This window comes from Paraburkholderia sp. EG286B, assembly GCF_040965655.1.
Lineage (GTDB): Bacteria > Pseudomonadota > Gammaproteobacteria > Burkholderiales > Burkholderiaceae > Paraburkholderia.
Map to the genome: position 1 here is coordinate 564,684 of NZ_JBFRCF010000002.1, position 16,929 is coordinate 581,612.

The 16,929-nt window shown below is 66.0% G+C and carries 13 protein-coding genes; 9 read left to right on the forward strand and 4 right to left on the reverse strand.

From position 1 onward, the window contains the following. The first annotated feature begins 254 nt into the window (after nucleotides 1-254). Nucleotides 255-3,122 (forward strand): valine--tRNA ligase, encoded by a 2,868-nt coding sequence (locus AB4Y42_RS05915; protein ID WP_368693621.1) that lies wholly within the window; start codon nucleotides 255-257, stop codon nucleotides 3,120-3,122. A 79-nt stretch (nucleotides 3,123-3,201) separates the two neighbouring features. Next, a complete protein-coding gene (galU, locus tag AB4Y42_RS05920; protein ID WP_028208043.1) occupies nucleotides 3,202-4,083 on the forward strand; it encodes a UTP--glucose-1-phosphate uridylyltransferase GalU in 882 nt (293 codons plus the stop codon). A gap of 85 nt (nucleotides 4,084-4,168) precedes the next feature. On the opposite strand, the gene AB4Y42_RS05925 is transcribed toward galU, so the two are convergent. From AB4Y42_RS05925 to AB4Y42_RS05940, 4 genes are all read right to left on the reverse strand, one after another. Beyond that, nucleotides 4,169-4,396 carry a sulfurtransferase TusA family protein gene (locus AB4Y42_RS05925; protein WP_028208042.1) on the reverse strand — a complete coding sequence of 76 codons (228 nt, stop codon included), beginning with the start codon at nucleotides 4,394-4,396 and terminating at the stop codon, nucleotides 4,169-4,171. A 106-nt stretch (nucleotides 4,397-4,502) separates the two neighbouring features. After that, nucleotides 4,503-5,570 (reverse strand): Gfo/Idh/MocA family oxidoreductase, encoded by a 1,068-nt coding sequence (locus AB4Y42_RS05930; RefSeq protein ID WP_368693622.1) that lies wholly within the window; start codon nucleotides 5,568-5,570, stop codon nucleotides 4,503-4,505. Nucleotides 5,571-5,617: 47 nt separating this feature from the next. Then, nucleotides 5,618-6,640: an inositol 2-dehydrogenase gene (iolG, locus tag AB4Y42_RS05935; RefSeq protein WP_368693623.1), complete on the reverse strand. Its 1,023-nt coding sequence runs from the start codon at nucleotides 6,638-6,640 to the stop codon at nucleotides 5,618-5,620. Beyond that, entirely contained in the window at nucleotides 6,633-7,523 is an 891-nt protein-coding gene (locus AB4Y42_RS05940; RefSeq protein ID WP_342924577.1) for a MurR/RpiR family transcriptional regulator, read from the reverse strand. The genes iolG and AB4Y42_RS05940 overlap by 8 nt, the downstream gene beginning before the upstream one ends. A gap of 275 nt (nucleotides 7,524-7,798) precedes the next feature. On the opposite strand from AB4Y42_RS05940, the gene AB4Y42_RS05945 reads away from it, so the two are divergent. The 7 genes from AB4Y42_RS05945 to iolB all read left to right on the forward strand — a co-directional run bounded on the left by AB4Y42_RS05945 (nucleotide 7,799) and on the right by iolB (nucleotide 16,873). Continuing rightward, nucleotides 7,799-8,860: a sugar ABC transporter substrate-binding protein gene (locus AB4Y42_RS05945; protein WP_368693624.1), complete on the forward strand. Its 1,062-nt coding sequence runs from the start codon at nucleotides 7,799-7,801 to the stop codon at nucleotides 8,858-8,860. Nucleotides 8,861-9,097: 237 nt separating this feature from the next. Then, on the forward strand, nucleotides 9,098-10,261 hold the full coding sequence (locus tag AB4Y42_RS05950) for an ABC transporter permease (protein ID WP_368693625.1): 1,164 nt from the start codon (nucleotides 9,098-9,100) through the stop codon (nucleotides 10,259-10,261). A 13-nt stretch (nucleotides 10,262-10,274) separates the two neighbouring features. Next, nucleotides 10,275-11,084, forward strand: coding sequence for an ATP-binding cassette domain-containing protein (locus AB4Y42_RS05955; RefSeq protein WP_368693626.1), 810 nt, complete (start codon nucleotides 10,275-10,277; stop codon nucleotides 11,082-11,084). 37 nt (nucleotides 11,085-11,121) lie between these two features. Further along, nucleotides 11,122-13,137 (forward strand): 5-dehydro-2-deoxygluconokinase, encoded by a 2,016-nt coding sequence (iolC, locus tag AB4Y42_RS05960; protein WP_368693627.1) that lies wholly within the window; start codon nucleotides 11,122-11,124, stop codon nucleotides 13,135-13,137. Next, nucleotides 13,134-15,125 carry a 3D-(3,5/4)-trihydroxycyclohexane-1,2-dione acylhydrolase (decyclizing) gene (iolD, locus tag AB4Y42_RS05965; protein WP_368693628.1) on the forward strand — a complete coding sequence of 664 codons (1,992 nt, stop codon included), beginning with the start codon at nucleotides 13,134-13,136 and terminating at the stop codon, nucleotides 15,123-15,125. The genes iolC and iolD overlap by 4 nt, the downstream gene beginning before the upstream one ends. A 33-nt stretch (nucleotides 15,126-15,158) precedes the next feature. Then, nucleotides 15,159-16,073 carry a myo-inosose-2 dehydratase gene (gene iolE, locus AB4Y42_RS05970; protein ID WP_368693629.1) on the forward strand — a complete coding sequence of 305 codons (915 nt, stop codon included), beginning with the start codon at nucleotides 15,159-15,161 and terminating at the stop codon, nucleotides 16,071-16,073. Beyond that, on the forward strand, nucleotides 16,070-16,873 hold the full coding sequence (iolB, locus tag AB4Y42_RS05975; RefSeq protein WP_368686305.1) for a 5-deoxy-glucuronate isomerase: 804 nt from the start codon (nucleotides 16,070-16,072) through the stop codon (nucleotides 16,871-16,873). The genes iolE and iolB overlap by 4 nt, the downstream gene beginning before the upstream one ends. The last annotated feature ends 56 nt before the right edge of the window (nucleotides 16,874-16,929 follow it).

A 16,929-nucleotide genomic window follows, 5' to 3' on the forward strand; every position in this document is an offset into this window, starting at 1 on the left:
GACCCCAGGGCGGGACCCCGGGGACGTGGCGCGCGGCACAGGCGCGCCGTCGTTGAATGGCAGACCGCCATTATAAGTGCGCACGCACGCTGCGGCTTGGGTGACCCAAGCGGCACGCCTCGCGCGCAGAACGCCCGCACGACGGCTCGCACCATGGCCCGCCCAGCGCACCAGCTCGGCTGGCGCGTCGGCTCCGGCAGGACTTCCCCTTATAATCGAACGTTTCCGCATCCTTTTTTCGGCAGATTCCACCCATGAGCGACAGCACGCTAGCGAAAAGCTTCGAGCCCCAGACGATCGAGGCCCACTGGGGCCCCGAATGGGAGCGTCGAGGCTACGCCGCCGCGACCTTCGAGCCCGGCCGCAACAACTTCTCGATCCAGTTGCCGCCGCCCAACGTCACCGGCACGCTGCACATGGGGCACGCGTTCAACCAGACGATCATGGACGGCCTCGCGCGCTACCACCGCATGCTCGGCGACAACACGCTGTGGGTGCCGGGCACGGACCACGCGGGCATCGCCACGCAGATCGTGGTCGAACGCCAGCTCGACGCGCAGAAGATCTCGCGCCACGACCTGGGCCGCGAAAAGTTCGTCGAGCGCGTGTGGGAATGGAAGCAGCAGTCGGGTTCGACCATCACGGGTCAGGTGCGGCGCCTGGGCGCCTCGATCGACTGGTCGCGCGAGTACTTCACGATGGACGACAAGATGTCGACCGCCGTGCGCGACGTGTTCGTGCGCCTCTATGAACAGGGCCTGATCTACCGCGGCAAGCGCCTCGTGAACTGGGACCCGGTGCTGGGCACCGCCGTTTCGGATCTCGAAGTCGTGAGCGAAGAGGAAAACGGCAACCTGTGGCACCTGCGCTATCCGCTCACGGACGGCTCGGGCCACCTCACGGTCGCGACCACGCGCCCGGAAACCATGCTCGGCGACACGGCCGTGATGGTCCACCCGGAAGACGAGCGCTACGCGCACCTGATCGGCAAGACCGTGAAGCTGCCGCTCGCGGACCGCGAGATCCCCATCATCGCCGACGAATACGTGGACCGCGAGTTCGGCACGGGCGTCGTGAAGGTCACGCCCGCGCACGACTTCAACGACTACCAGGTGGGCCTGCGCCACGGCCTGCCGATGATCGAGATCCTCACGCTCGACGCGAAGGTCAACGACAACGCCCCCGCCAAATACCGCGGCCTCGACCGCTTCGAGGCGCGCAAGCAGGTCGTGGCCGACTTTGAAGCACTCGGCCTGCTCGACTCGGTGCAGCCGCACAAGCTCATGGTGCCGCGCGGCGACCGCACGGGCGTCGTGATCGAGCCGATGCTCACGGACCAGTGGTTCGTCGCGATGACGAAGCCCGCGCCCGAAGGCACCTTCAACCCCGGCAAGTCGATCACCGAAACCTCGCTCGACGTGGTGCGCAGCGGCCAGATCAAGTTCGTGCCGGAAAACTGGACCACGACCTACTACCAGTGGCTCGAGAACATCCAGGACTGGTGCATCTCGCGCCAGCTCTGGTGGGGCCACCAGATCCCGGCGTGGTACGGCGAGAACGGCGAGATCTTCGTCGCGAAGAGCGAGGAAGAAGCACGCGCGCAGGCCGAAGCCAAGGGCTACACGGGCGCACTGAAGCGCGACGAAGACGTGCTCGACACGTGGTTCTCGTCGGCGCTCGTGCCGTTCTCGTCGCTCGGCTGGCCTGCAGAGACGCCTGAACTGAAGGCCTTCCTGCCCTCTTCCGTGCTGGTCACGGGCTTCGACATCATCTTCTTCTGGGTGGCGCGCATGGTCATGATGACCACGCACTTCACCGGCAAGGTGCCGTTCGACACGGTGTACGTGCACGGCCTCGTGCGCGACGCCGAAGGCCAGAAGATGTCGAAGAGCAAGGGCAACACGCTCGACCCGATCGATATCGTCGATGGCATCGACCTCGAAGCGCTGGTCGCCAAGCGCACCACCGGCCTCATGAATCCCAAGCAGGCCGCGACCATCGAAAAGAAGACGCGCAAGGAGTTCCCGGAGGGCATTCCCGCGTTCGGCACCGACGCGCTGCGCTTCACGATGGCTTCCATGGCCACGCTCGGCCGCAACGTGAACTTCGACCTCGCGCGCTGCGAAGGCTATCGCAACTTCTGCAACAAGCTCTGGAACGCCACGCGCTTCGTGCTGATGAACTGCGAAGGCCACGATTGCGGTTTCAGCAAGCCGGGCGCATGCCAGCCGGGCGATTGCGGCCCCGGTGGCTACACGGACTTCTCGCAGGCCGACCGCTGGATCGTCTCGCTCCTGCAACGCGTGGAAGCCGAAGTCGCGAAGGGCTTCGCGGACTATCGCTTCGACAACGTGGCCAACGCCATATACAAGTTCGTCTGGGACGAATACTGTGACTGGTATCTGGAACTGGCGAAGGTGCAGATCCAGACGGGTACGCCCGAGCAGCAGCGCGCCACGCGCCGCACGCTGCTGCGCGTGCTGGAAACGGTGCTGCGCCTCGCGCACCCGGTGATTCCGTTCATCACCGAAGCGCTGTGGCAGAAGGTGGCGTCGCTCACCGACGCGTACCCCGAGGGTGCCGCCGAAGGCGCAGCATCGATCATGGTGCAGCGTTACCCGGTCGCGGAAGCCAAAAAGATCGACGAAGCCGCGGAACAGTGGGCCGCCGACCTGAAGGCCGTGATCGACGCGTGCCGCAACCTGCGTGGCGAAATGGGCCTCTCGCCCGCCACGAAGGTGCCGCTGCTCGCCACGGGCAACGCCGGGCGCCTCGCGACGTTCGCGCCCTATGCGCAGGCGCTTGCAAAGCTTTCGGAGGTCCAGATCATCGCCGACGAAGCGACGCTCGACGCGGCCTCAGCAGGCGCGCCAGTTGCTATCGTAGGGACGGACAAGCTCGTGCTGAAGGTGGAGATCGACGTAGCCGCCGAACGCGAACGCCTGTCGAAGGAAATCGCCCGCCTCGGCAATGAGGTAACGAAGTGCAAGGCCAAGCTAGGAAACGAGAGTTTCGTAGCAAAAGCACCGCCCGCAGTCGTTGAGCAGGAGCAGAAAAGACTGGCAGAATACCAGGCAACGCTGGACAAGCTGACCGCACAACTCACGCGGTTGCCGGCCTGAGCGCCATATCGGCCAAAGGCTGTAACGCGTCGCGCCGCACCCGCGGCGTCACACGAGCACCAGGACAGGGACAAAAGACATGCTGAAAGTGACAAAAGCGGTATTCCCGGTAGCGGGCCTCGGCACGCGCTTCCTTCCGGCCACGAAAGCCAGCCCGAAGGAGATGCTGCCCGTGGTCGACAAGCCGCTCATCCAGTACGCGGTCGAAGAAGCCGTGGCTGCGGGCATCACCGAGATGATCTTCGTGACCGGGCGCAGCAAGCGCGCGATCGAGGACCATTTCGACAAGTCGTATGAGATCGAGGCCGAACTCGAAGCGCGCGGCAAAGCCAAGCTGCTCGAACTGGTGCGCAACATCAAGCCGAACAACGTCGACTGCTTCTACGTGCGTCAGCCCGAGGCGCTCGGCCTTGGCCACGCCGTGCTGTGCGCGGAAAAGCTCGTGGGCGACAACCCGTTCGCCGTGATCCTCGCGGACGACTTGCTCTACGGCACGCCGCCCGTCATGCAGCAGATGGTCGAGGTGTTCGACCACTACCATAGCTCGGTACTCGGCGTGGAAGAGATCCCGCCCTCGGAAACGCGCTCGTACGGCATTGTCGACGGCAAGGAGTGGGAAGACTCGATCGTCAAGCTCTCGGGCATCGTCGAGAAGCCGGCGCCGGAAGTCGCACCGTCGAACCTCGGCGTGGTCGGCCGCTACGTGCTCAAGCCGCGCATTTTCGAGCATCTGAAGTCGATCAAGCCGGGCGCGGGCGGCGAGCTGCAGCTCACCGACGCGATCCAGTCGCTGCTCGCCGACGAACAGGTGCTCGCCTACAAGTACCACGGCACGCGCTTCGACTGCGGCAGCAAGCTCGGCTACCTGAAGGCGACGGTGGAGTTCGCGCTGCGTCATCCGGAAGTCGGCGCGGATTTCGACGAGTATCTGCGTACGCGCAAGCCGGTGCTGGAAGGCTAAGGCGCCCCCGGTTGAGACCTTCCGCTGTGCGCAAATGAAAATGGCCCGCATTCTCATGCGGGCCATTTCTTATCTGCCGATGCGTTTAGCGCCGGCGCATCAGGAACACGAACGTCTTGTCCTGCTGCGAGCTTTCCACGATCTCGTTGCCGGTTTGCTTCGCGAAGGCGGCGAAATCGCGCTGCGAGCCGGGGTCGGTCGCGAGGACCTTGAGGATCTGGCCGCTTTCCATGTCGGCGAGCGCCTTCTTGGCGCGCAGGATCGGCAGCGGGCAGTTCAGCCCGCGCGCATCCACTTCCTTGTGAACCTGAATCTGCATCGGGGTTGGATCCTTCGGTGGCGCACCGTCACGGCGTGAGACGGCGCTGGCAATAGCGTCGATTTTACCGCAGCCACGCCAGCCCCCGCTTGCGTCCCGATCACGGCACGGCTGACAGCGTGACCGCCGCCCCCGTATGCAGCGATTCGCGCAGCGCCTGGCCGATGCGCGTGGCCTCCAGGGCGTCTTCGAGCGTCGCGCCGAGGCTCCCCTTCTGCGCGCCGCCCGCCTTGCGCGCCGCGACTTCCGCGACGAACGCCTGCGCTTCGATCAGGAACGCCTCTTCGAAGCGGTCGAAGAACGTGGGCGTGCAAACGCTGCGCACGCCCGTCGAATCGTAGACATCGACGCGATTCGCGCGCGGGATGCGGCCGATCGCCAGCGCGCCCGCCGTGCCGATCACCTCGCTCGACGTGTCGTTGCCGTGCGCCATCGTGCGCGAGGCGTAAAACATCGCGAGACGCCCGCCCTCGAACTCGCAGATCGCCACGCCGTTGTCCACGTCGCCCGATTCGCGCAGGCCTTCGTGCAGCGCGATCGCGCCCGCGGCGTACACCCGCGTGGCGCGCGGCTTGCCGAGCAGCCAGCGCGCGACGTCGATGTCGTGGACCGTGCAGTCGAGAAAAATGCCGCCCGAAGTCGGCGCAAAGCGCACGAAAAAGCCTTCGGGATCGTTGAGATCGCAGGTCTGCGAGCGCACCAGGAACGGCTTGCCGATCGCGCCCGCCTGCACTTTTGCGTAGGCATCCTGATAACTCGGATCGAAGCGGCGCATGAAGCCGATGGTGACCTGCCGGCCGGCATGACGACGCGACACATCGACCACCCGCTCGCATTCGGCCACGTCGAGCGAGAGCGGCTTCTCGCAGAACACGTGCTTGCCCGCTTCGAGCGCCTGCACGATCTGCTCGGCATGCAATGCCGAAGGCGTGACGAGCCACACCGCATCGACCGATTGATCGGCCAGCAGGTCGGCGTACTCGCCATACAGCCGCGCGGCGGGCAGCGCCTCGCGCGCCCACGCTAGATCCGCTTCGAGCGGACTGCACGCGGCCGCAAGCGTTGCACCCGGCACGCGATAGGCCAGGTTCTGCGCATGCCGCCGCCCCAACCGCCCAAGTCCCGCCACGCCCACGCGCAACGGCTGGGCACGATCGATTGCCTGCATCCTCGCTCTCCTCGCTTGATCTGCGCTTCTTTTGCGCTCGATCCGTTTCAGTCGCCCAGCGTCACCACCCGGCCCTCGCGCCACGACAGCGAGGCGGCTTCGGCCAGCTCCAGTGCCTTCAGGCCGTCGGCGACCGACGTGCGCACCGGCACGCCCTGCGTCACCGCTTCGTGAAAGTGCGCCATTTCGCGCGCGTAGGCCGCGCGATAGCGCTCGAGGAAGAACGCCTCCGGCACGTCCTGCGCGACGGCGGTCTTCGACCACGCCACCACTTCGGTCGGCTTCATGTTGCCCGCCTGCATCATGCCCTCGCTGCCGAGCACCTCGAAGCGCTGGTCGTAGCCATAGGCCGCGCGCCGCGCCGTGTTGATCTGGCAAAGGCGACCGCGCTTCGTGCGGATCGTCACGGCCGTCGAATCGATGTCGCCCGCATCGGCAATCGCCGGGTCGGACAGGCAGCTGCCCGTGGCGTGCACGCTCAGCGCCTCGTCGTCGAGAATCCAGCGGAAGATGTCGAAGTCGTGGATCAGCATGTCCTTGAAGATGCCGCCCGAGTGCTTGATGTACTCCACCGGCGGCGCGCCCGGATCGCGGCTCGTGACGATCAGCATTTCCGGCGTGCCGATCTCGCCTGCGTCGAGGCGCGTCTTGAGCGCGGCGAAGGTGGGATCGTAGCGGCGCTGAAAGCCGATCATGGCCACGACGCCCGCGCGCTGAACGGCTTCAGCACAGGCGCGTGCGCGCTCGATGGTCAGGTCGACGGGCTTTTCGCAGAAGATATGCTTGCCCGCGGCGGCCGACTTGAGGATCAGTTCGGCGTGCGTATCGGTGCTCGAGCAGATCACCGTGGCGCCGATCGAAGCGTCGCCGAACGCGGCGTCGACGTCCACGACCTGCGCGCCGTGCTGTGCGGCGAGCGCGGCGGCGGCTTCGCGATTGACATCGATCACGTACTTCAGACGCACGCCGGGCTGGCGCGCGAGATTGCCCGCGTGAATGCGGCCAATGCGCCCCGCGCCGAATACCGCCACATCCAGCGTTTGCGCTGCGCCGCTTGCTGCACTAGTCATCGTATCCTCCGGTGTCGGTCGATTCTTCCACGTTGAGTTCGAGCCGGTACGCAAGCGCAATGAAGAGCGCCTGGCACAGGCAGAAGGTGCTGGTGAGCGAGCGGAACGCGAACGCACTCCCCTCCTTCACATAAAGCTGGGCGTTCGCGTGGCGCGCGAGCGGCGAGAGCTGGCTGTCCGTGATGACAAGTGTTTTAGCGTGATGCTGCTGCGCCACGCGCAGGCAGTACTGCGTTTCTTTGCCATAGGGCGCGAAGCTGATGGCGATCACCACGTCGCCCTTCTTCACGCCGCGAATCTGTTCGTGATACATGCCGCCGAGCCCCGAGACGAGATGCACGCGTTTGCGCGTGTGCTGCAGGGCATAGACGATGTAGCTCGCCACCGGAAACGAGCGGCGCACGCCGATCACGTAGATGTTGTCCGCCTGCTCGAGCATCTTCACGGCCTCGTCGAACTGCGCGCCGTCGAGGCCGGCTTCGAGTTCGTCGAGCCCGCTGCGGCACGCGCCGATGAACTCGCGCGCCACGGCGCCGCCCATGTCCGGGCTCGCCTCGCCCTCCTTGGCGTCGATCAGCTGGCGAATGCGCTGCTGATAGCTCGTGGCCGAGGCGCCCTGCCCCGCATAGGCCTGGCGGAACACGGCCTGCAGGTCGGAGAAGCCCGAGAAGCCGAAGCGCTGCGCAAAGCGCACCACCGCCGAAGGATGCACGCCACAGCTCGCGGCAATGTCGCTCGTGCGGTCCATCATCACGCTCGCGCGGTGCTGCTCGATGTAGGTCGCGATGCTTTTCAGCTGACGCGGCAGCGCCTCGTAATCGTGCGCGATGCGCTGCATCAATTCGTCTACGCCCGCTACGGCGTCGGTTGTGTCATCCGCCATGATGGTTTTCCCCGGCTGGTTGCCGCACTGCCGCAAAGCCTTACCAGGCCTTGATTCCACGGCATGCCGACGGAGCCGATTATAGGCAGCGTGTCACACGAATGGAACAGATTTTCCATTTTTATTTGCAATGAAATTTTCGTTGCAAGTCGCGAGGCGATGTCCTACTCTTGTCGATGAGCGCGGCAGCTGATGCAGGTAACAAGCGGCATGTCAAAAGCGCGGCTGCGGCATTCACCCCAAGAACGAACGACAGACCGAGAAAGGTGGAGACAATGACTCAACGCAAGGGCAAGACCATGCTCCGGAGGTTGGCCGCAGTGCTCGCGCTGGCAGCGGGCCTGACAGGTGCGAGCGTGCTCAGCGCGCAAACGGCGCAAGCTGCCGACGCGCATTTCGTGCTGATCAGCCACGCGCCCGATTCCGACTCGTGGTGGAACACGATCAAGAACGCGATCAAGCAGGCCGACGAAGACTGGAACGTCGAGACCGACTACCGCAATCCACCCAACGGCGATATCGCCGACATGTCGCGCCTGATCGAACAGGCCGCCGCACGCAACTACGACGGCGTGATCGTCACGATCGCCGACTACGACGTGCTCAAGAGCTCCATCGGCAAGGTCACGCAAAAGAAGATTCCGCTCGTGACGATCAACTCGGGCACCGAGGAACAGAGCGAGAAGCTCGGCGCGATCATGCACGTGGGCCAGCCCGAATATGTGGCGGGTCACGCAGCCGGCGAAAAGGCCAAGGCCGCGGGCGTGAAGTCGTTCCTGTGCGTGAATCACTTCGCGACCAACGCCGTGTCGTTCGAACGCTGCCGCGGTTTTGCCGATGCGCTCGGCGTGGACTACAAGAGCTCGACGATCGACTCCGGCCAGGACCCGACCGAAATCCAGTCGAAGGTGAGCGCGTATCTGCGCAACCATCCGAACACGGGCGCGATCCTCACGCTCGGCCCGGTGCCGGCGGCCGCTACGCTCAAGGCGATCGACCAGATGGGCCTCGCGGGCAAGATCTACTTCTGCACGTTCGACTTCTCGGATGACATTGCCAAGGCGATCCGCGCGGGCACCATACAGTTCGCGATCGACCAGCAGCCGTACCTGCAGGGCTATATCCCCGTGGCCGTGCTCGCGATCGTGAAGAAAGAGCACACCACGGACCCGCAGAAGATCCGCCAGATCCTCGAAGCGAATCCGAAGTTCAAGCAGCGCCTCGAAACCTATGGCCTGCAGCCCTCGTACGGTCCGAAGAACATCCGCTCGGGTCCGGGCTTCATCACCAAGGACAACCTCGACAAGGTCGTGAAGTACGCAGGTCAGTATCGCTAAGCATTTTTCGTCAGCCACGCGCGGCGGTGGCTAGCATCTTCCGATGCCCATCGCCTCTCGCCAGCCTCGCCGCGCGCCATTCACCGTGTTGCTTCTACTGCAAGGCAGTGGCTTGCAGGGAATGCGCTCGGGCATTTGAGCCAAAGCAGACGTGAATGCGCCTGCCGCGGCCGATCGCCTTGCAGAGGACCAGCGTAAGGCGCTAAAGCACCAACTCTGGTCGATACAGGAGACATCATGGGTGTAGCCGGCAAACACTTCCCCTCGCACACTCCGGAAAGCGGCGCGCAAGACGCACCCACGCCGCAGCCAGGCGCCAGCGACGAACGCGTGCGCCGCGAATCGTGGTTCGGCCATCTGCTCGGGCGCCCCGAATTCGCCGCAATATCCGGCGCCGTGCTGGTCTTCGCCGTCTTTGCGATCGGCGCGGGCGGCTCGGGCATGTTCGATCTCGACGGCGTGATGAACTGGTCCCAGGTCGCCGCCTACCTCGGTATCCTGAGTGTCGGCGCGTGCCTGTTGATGATCGCCGGCGAGTTCGACCTCTCCATCGGCTCGATGATCGGCTTCGCCGGCATGATGGTGGCGATCCCCACGATGTACTTCCACTGGCCCATCGCGCTTTCCATTCTGTTCGCGTTCGTGGGCTGCACCGCGCTCGGCGCGCTCAACGGCTACCTCGTGATGCGCACGCGGCTGCCTTCGTTCATCGTCACGCTCGCGTTCCTCTTCATCCTGCGCGGCCTGACGCTTGCGCTCTCGATCATGTTCGCCGACCGCACGATCGTTTCGGGTGTGGGCGACGTGGCCAAGGCCGACTTCGTGACCAACCTGCTCTTTCACGGCACGGCGTTCAAGGGCCTGTTCGTGGCGCTCGCGCATATCGGCATCGGCAGGATGCTCGACAACGGCCAGCCGCTCGTACCGGGCGTGCCCAAGGTGATTCTCTGGTGGTTCGCGCTCGTCGCGATCGGCGCATTCGTGCTCGCCAAGACGCGCTACGGCAACTGGATTCTCGCCGTGGGCGGCGACGCCAACGCCGCGAAGAACGTGGGCGTGCCCGTGAAGCGCGTGAAGATCTCGCTGTTCATGCTCACCGCGTTCTGCTCGTGCCTGTTCGCCGTGCTGCAGGTGTGCGACATCGGTTCGGCCGCCGCCGACCGTGGCCTGCAGAAAGAATTCGAAGCGATCATCGCCGCGGTGATCGGCGGCACGCTGCTCACGGGCGGCTATGGCTCGGTGATCGGCGCGGCATTCGGCGCACTCATCTTCGGCGTCGTGCAGATCGGCATCACTTACACGAACATCGATTCGGACTGGTTCCGCGTGTTCCTCGGCGTGATGCTGCTCATTGCCGTGCTCTTCAATCACTATGTGCGCCGCCGCGTCGCGCAATCGTAAGCCGGAGGCTCAAATGTCCGATACCCAAACCACCGCAGACGGCGACACGATTCTCGCGCTCGAGAACGTCAGCAAGTATTTCGGCAAGGTCATCGCACTGAACGGCGTCACGCTGCGCCTGAAGCGCGGCGAGGTGCACTGCCTGCTCGGCGACAACGGCGCGGGCAAGTCCACGCTCATCAAGACGCTCGCCGGCGTGCACCAGCCGACCTCCGGCCAGTATTTCGTGGACGGCAAGCCCGTGACGTTCGACTCGCCGAAAGACGCGCTCGACCTCGGCATCGCCACCGTCTATCAGGATCTCGCGCTCGTGCCGCTGCTCTCGGTCGCGCGCAACTTCTTCATGGGCCGCGAGCCGCAAAAGAAGCTGTTCGGCTTCATCAACGTGATGGACCTCGATGCGAGCGCGGCGATCGCGAAGGATCGCCTCGCCGGCATGGGCATCAACGTGCGCGACCCGCATCAGGCCATCGGCACGATGTCGGGCGGCGAGAAACAGTGCCTCGCGATCGCACGCGCCATTCACTTCGGCGCCCGCGTGCTGATTCTCGACGAGCCGACCGCCGCGCTCGGCGTGAAGCAGAGCTTCAACGTGCTCAAGCTGATTCACGCTGCACGCGCCAAGGGCATTTCGGTGATCTTCATCACCCACAACGTGCACCACGCCTACCCCATCGGCGACTCGTTCACGCTGCTCAACCGCGGTCGCTCGCTCGGGACCTACACGAAGGACACGATCAGCAAGAACGAAGTGCTCGACATGATGGCGGGCGGCGCGGAGATGCAGAAGATGATCGCCGAACTCGACGGCGCGACCATCTGAGCACGAGCGCACGGCACAGCACTCAACAGGAATACACATGGCCCTGACTCACTCAACCCCGCCGCGTTCCACTCCAGGCCGCTTCGCCGCCGGACGCAGCCGCGACATCGTCTGCCTCGGACGCCTGGGCGTCGATCTCTACGCCCAACAGGTGGGCGCGCGGCTCGAAGACGTCTCCACCTTCGCGAAGTACCTGGGCGGCTCCTCGGCGAACATCGCCTTCGGCTGCGCGCGTCTTGGCCTGAAATCGGCCATGCTCACGCGCGTGGGCGACGACCATATGGGGCGCTTCCTCGTCGAAACGCTCACGAAGGAAGGCTGCGACACGAGCCATGTGCACGTGGACCCCGAACGCCTCACGGCGCTCGTGCTGCTGGGCCTGAAAGACCGCGACACGTTCCCGCTGATTTTCTACCGCGAAAACTGCGCCGACATGGCCGTCGATCCGGGCGACTTCGACGAAGCCTTCATCGCCTCCTCGAAAGCGCTGCTCATCACCGGCACGCACTTCTCGACCGAGCAGGTGAACCGCACGAGCCTCACGGCGCTCGAGTACGCGCGCCGCAACAACGTGCGCACCGTGCTCGACATCGACTACCGTCCCGTGCTCTGGGGCCTCACGGGCAAGGCGGACGGCGAGACGCGCTTCGTCGCGAGCGAAGGCGTGAGTGCGCATTTGCAGCGCATCCTGCCGCATTTCGATCTCGTGATCGGCACCGAGGAGGAGTTCCGCATTGCAGGCGGCAAGGAATCGCTCGTCGATGCGCTCAGGCGCGTGCGCGAAGTCACGGGGGCGACGCTGCTCGTCAAGCGCGGGCCGCTCGGCTGCCAGATCGTGGAAGGCGCGGTGCCCGCCTCGATGGACGATTTGCCGATGCAGCGCGGCGTGGAAGTCGAAGTGCTCAACGTGCTCGGCGCAGGCGACGCTTTCGCCTCCGGCTTTCTTTCGGGCTGGCTGCGCGACGCCTCGCTCGAAGACTGCGCACGCTCGGCCAACGCGTGCGGCGCCCTCGTCGTCTCGCGGCATGGCTGCGCGCCCGCCATGCCCACGCCCGTGGAACTCGACTACTTCCTGCGCGAAGCGGCCGCCGACCCCGTGCGCATGCGCCGCCCCGACCGCGACGCGACGCTCGCGCGCCTGCATCGCGTCACCCCCGCGCGCAAGCGCCACGACGAAGTGCTCGGCTTCGCGTTCGATCATCGCAACCAGTTCTTCGATCTCGCACAGCAGACGGGTGTCAGCGAAGCGCGCATTTCGTATCTGAAGAATCTCTTCGTCGAGGCCGTCGCGCAGACCGAGCGCACGCTCGGTTTGCAGGGACGCATCGGTGTCCTGATCGACGACCGCTACGGCCAGGATGCTCTCAATGCCGCGACCGGCCGCGGCTGGTGGATCGGTCGCCCGGTCGAGTTGCCGGGCTCCGTGCCGCTCGTGTTCGACCATGGCCGCTCGATCGGCACGACGCTCGCGTCCTGGCCCATCGACCACACAGTCAAGTGCCTCGTGCAGTTCCATCCCGACGAGCCCATCGAGCAGCGTCTCGAACAGGAGGCGCAGCTGCGCGCGCTCTACGACGCCACCCAGGCGAGCGGCCACGAACTGCTGCTCGAAGTGATTCCGCCGAAACTGGGCGGCAAGCCGAATGCACCCGATACGGTCTATCGCGCGCTCAAGCGGCTCTACAACATCGGCCTCTATCCGGAGTGGTGGAAGCTCGAACCGACGGGCGCCGCGCAATGGCGCGAGATCGACGCGCTGATCGCCGAGCGCGACCCGTATTGCCGCGGCGTCGTGCTGCTCGGGCTCTCCGCGCCGATCGACCAGCTCGTGGAGGGCTTCCGCGCGGCGGCCGCCTCGAACACGTGCCGGGGCTTCACGGTGGGCCGCTCGATCTTCTACGAGCCGAGCGTCGCCTGGCTCTCAGGCGAAATCGGCGACGACGAAGTGATCGCCCGCGCGCGCCGCGCCTTCGAAACGCTGATCGGCGCGTGGCGCGCCGCGCGCACCGAGGCTCAAGGCGCGCACGACAACCATGAGGAGAAGGCGGCATGAATCAACGCATTGCTCCTGGCGACTACGCCGCGCAGGATAGCGCGCAGAACGCCGCGCCCACTGCGCACGCGAGCACCGTGCGGCTCACGGCGGCGCAGGCGCTCGTGCGCTATCTCGCTGCACAGCGCGTGGCGAGCGAGGACGGCTCCGGCCGCACCGAGCCGCTATTCGGCGGCGTGTTCGCGATCTTCGGTCACGGCAACGTGGCCGGCATCGGCGAGGCGCTCTATCAGTATCGGCACGAACTGCCCACGCTGCGCGCGCACAACGAGCAGGCCATGGCGCACAGCGCGATCGCTTATGCCAAGGCGCACTTTCGCCGCCGCATGATGGCGGTGACGACCTCGATTGGTCCGGGCGCGACGAATCTCGTCACGGCGGCCGCGCTGGCGCACGTGAACCGTTTGCCGGTGCTGCTGTTGCCCGGCGACATTTTCGTCTCGCGCGAACCCGATCCGGTGCTGCAGCAGATCGAGGACCTGCACGACGGCGGCCTCTCCGCGAACGACGCGCTGCGCCCCGTGTCGCGCTACTTCGACCGCATCGTGCATCCCGCGCAGCTGCTCACGGCGCTGCCGCGCGCGCTGCGCGTGCTCACCGACGCCGCGCTCTGCGGCCCGGTCACGCTCGCGCTGCCGCAGGACGTGCAGGCCATGGCGTGGGACTACCCGGCGAGCTTCTTCACGCCGCGCCTAGTGACGTTCCACGCACCCGCGCCCATTCAGACCGAGATCGATGCGGCGCTGACGCAGTTGCATCGCGCGAAGCGCCCGCTCATCGTGGCGGGCGGCGGCGTGCTCTATTCGCGCGCCTCGCAGGCCTTGCAGACGCTCGCGGCCTCGCGCGGCATTCCCGTGGCCGAAACGCAGGCGGGCAAAGGCTCGCTCGCGTGGGACGATCCGCTCAACGTCGGCGCGCTCGGCGTGACGGGCTCGCCCGCCGCCAACGAACTCGCGCGCGACGCCGACTGCGTGCTCGCCGTGGGCACGCGTTTGCAGGACTTCACGACCGGCTCGAACTCGCTCTTTGCGAACGCGCACGTGATCGGCGTGAATGCCAACGGCTTCGACGCACTCAAGCACGACGGCCTCGCCGTGCAGGCCGACGCGCGCCAGGCGCTCGCCGCGCTCAACGACGAACTGATCAACTGGCGCGCCGACGCGAACTGGACCGCGCGCGCCCAGCGCCTCGCCAGCGACTGGCGCGCGAGCATCGAGCGCCTCACGCACGCGCCGCAGGAACGCAACCGCCTGCCCTACGACGCCGATGTGATCGGCGCCGTGCAGCGATCGTCGAGCCGTTCGTACACCGAAGACATCGTCGTCTGCGCGGCAGGCACGCTGCCTGCCGAGCTGCACAAGCTCTGGCGCGCGGGCCAGCCCGGCGCCTATCACGTCGAATACGGCTACTCGTGCATGGGCTACGAGATCGCGGGCGGCCTGGGCGCGAAGCTTGCGCGGCCCGATCGCGAGGTCATCGTGATGGTGGGCGACGGCAGCTATCTGATGATGAACAGCGAGATCGCCACCTCGGTCATGCTGGGCGCGAAGCTCATCGTCGTCGTGCTCGACAACCGCGGCTATGGCTGCATCAACCGGTTGCAGCAGGCTTGCGGCGGCGCGCCGTTCAACAACCTGTTCGACGACTGCGCGCAAGGGCCGCTCGGTGCGCCGCGCATCGACTTCGCCTCGCATGCGCGCTCGCTCGGCGCGCAGGCCGAACACGTGGCGAACGTTGCGGAACTCGAAGCGGCGATGCAACGCGCGCGTGCTTCGTCGCGCACTTACGTGGTCTCCATCGACACCGACCCCGCGCGCACGACCGAGGAAGGCGGCTGGTGGTGGGAAGTCGCCGTGCCGGAGGTGTCCACGCGCCCTGCCGTGCGCGAGGCGCGCGAGCGCTATGAAGAACAGGTCGCGCAGCGCAGCGGACGCGCGCAAGCCGGCGAAGACGCGCCCGCCGGCGACGACGAACCCGGCAACGCATAACGCCTCTGACGACACAGACATCGAGGAGCGCACATGAGCGCATTTGAAGTACGTATCGGCATCAACCCGCTGTCGTGGATGAACGACGACCTGCCCTCGCTCGGCGGCGAGACACCGCTCTCGCAGGCGCTGACCGAGGGACGCGAGATCGGCTACGAGGGCTTCGAGCTAGGCAACAAGTTTCCGCGCGAGCCGCAGGCGCTCAAGGCGCTCCTCGCGCAATACGATCTGTCGCTCGTCTCCGGCTGGTACTCGGGCATGCTCGCGCGGCGCGGCGTCGAGGAAGAGATCGCCGCGGTCGAGAAGCATCTGGACCTGCTCGCACAGAACGGCGCAACGGTGATGGTCTATGGCGAGGTCGCCGATTCGATCCAGGGCGCGCCGCGACCGCTCTATCAGCGCCCGCGCTTTTTCAGCGACAAGCAGTGGGACGACTACGCCGCGCGCGTGGACGCCTTCGCGCGCCATACGCTCTCGCGCGGCGTGCGGCTCGCGTACCACCATCACATGGGCGCCTATGTCGAAACGCCCGCCGACGTCGACAAGCTGATGGCGCGCACGAGCGACGCCGTGGGCCTGCTGTTCGACGCGGGCCATATGACGTTTGCAGGCGGCGACCCCGTCGCCGAACTCGACAAGCACATTGCACGCGTATGCCACGTGCACTGCAAGGACGTGCGCCCCGCCGTCATGAAACTCGCTCGCAACCGCAACTGGAGCTTTCTCGACGCCGTGCTCGCAGGCGCGTTCACCGTGCCGGGCGACGGCGCCGTCGATTTTCCCGCGATCATCGCGCGCCTGAAGCGTCACGGCTATCGCGGCTGGCTCGTCGTCGAAGCCGAGCAGGACCCCGTAATCGCACCGTCGTATGAGTATGCGCAAAAGGGTTACCGTACGCTGCGCACGCTCGTCGATGCGACGGACACCCAATCGAAGGAGGCAGCATGACTCTGCTGGTCAAGGCCGCGCGCGAAGGCCAGACGATCGCGCGCGTCACGCCCGACACCGCGGGCTGGCGCTACGTCGGCTTCGCCGCATACCGGCTCGAAGCGGATGAACTCGTCTACGTGAGTGAGCCCGATCGCGAGAGCTGTATCGTCGTGCTTTCGGGAGCGGTGGATATCGAGGCAGGCGGCGAGCGCTGGTCGAGCCTCGGCTCGCGCGACAGCGTCTTCGAAGACGCCGCGCCGTATGCCCTTTATGTGCCGCCCGGCGTGAAAGCGACCGTGCACGCCAGACGCAACGCCGAAGTGGGCGTGGCGAGTGCGCCCGCCAAAGGCACGCTGCCCGTTCGCCTCATCGAGCCCGCGCAGATGAAGCGCTCCACGCGCGGCAAGGGCGCGAATACGCGCTACGTCTGCGATATCCTGCCGCAAGACGCGCCCGCGGAATCGCTGCTCGTGGTCGAGGTGCGCACGCCGTCGGGCCATTCGTCGAGCTACCCGCCGCACAAGCACGACGCCGACCGCTTGCCGCACGAAAGCGCGCTCGAAGAAACCTACTATCACCGGCTCAATCCGCAGCAGGGTTTCGCGTTCCAGCGCGTGTACACCGACGCGCGCGATCTGGACGAAACGATGGCCGTGGAAAATCACGACGTCGTGATGGTGCCGCGCGGCTATCACCCGGTCGTCGTCCCGTATGGCTACGACTCGTACTACCTGAACGTGATGGCGGGCCCCACGCGCGAATGGCACTTCCACAACGACCCGGCGCACGAGTGGATCATCGAGCGCGACGCGAAGTGACGCGCCCAAAAAAAAACGCCGCGTGTAGAACCACGCGGCGTTTTTCATCGTGCCCG

Excerpts from the sequence above, each read along its gene's own strand:
- iolC (WP_368693627.1), top strand. The coding sequence starts at position 11,122 with ATGGCCCTGACTCACTCAACCCCGCCGCGTTCCACTCCAGGCCGCTTC.
- iolG (WP_368693623.1), bottom strand. The coding sequence starts at position 6,640 with ATGACTAGTGCAGCAAGCGGCGCAGCGCAAACGCTGGATGTGGCGGTA.
- AB4Y42_RS05955 (WP_368693626.1), top strand. The coding sequence starts at position 10,275 with ATGTCCGATACCCAAACCACCGCAGACGGCGACACGATTCTCGCGCTC.
- iolE (WP_368693629.1), top strand. The coding sequence starts at position 15,159 with ATGAGCGCATTTGAAGTACGTATCGGCATCAACCCGCTGTCGTGGATG.
- AB4Y42_RS05915 (WP_368693621.1), top strand. The coding sequence starts at position 255 with ATGAGCGACAGCACGCTAGCGAAAAGCTTCGAGCCCCAGACGATCGAG.
- iolB (WP_368686305.1), top strand. The coding sequence starts at position 16,070 with ATGACTCTGCTGGTCAAGGCCGCGCGCGAAGGCCAGACGATCGCGCGC.
- AB4Y42_RS05930 (WP_368693622.1), bottom strand. The coding sequence starts at position 5,570 with ATGCAGGCAATCGATCGTGCCCAGCCGTTGCGCGTGGGCGTGGCGGGA.
- AB4Y42_RS05940 (WP_342924577.1), bottom strand. The coding sequence starts at position 7,523 with ATGGCGGATGACACAACCGACGCCGTAGCGGGCGTAGACGAATTGATG.
- iolD (WP_368693628.1), top strand. The coding sequence starts at position 13,134 with ATGAATCAACGCATTGCTCCTGGCGACTACGCCGCGCAGGATAGCGCG.
- AB4Y42_RS05950 (WP_368693625.1), top strand. The coding sequence starts at position 9,098 with ATGGGTGTAGCCGGCAAACACTTCCCCTCGCACACTCCGGAAAGCGGC.
- AB4Y42_RS05945 (WP_368693624.1), top strand. The coding sequence starts at position 7,799 with ATGACTCAACGCAAGGGCAAGACCATGCTCCGGAGGTTGGCCGCAGTG.
- galU (WP_028208043.1), top strand. The coding sequence starts at position 3,202 with ATGCTGAAAGTGACAAAAGCGGTATTCCCGGTAGCGGGCCTCGGCACG.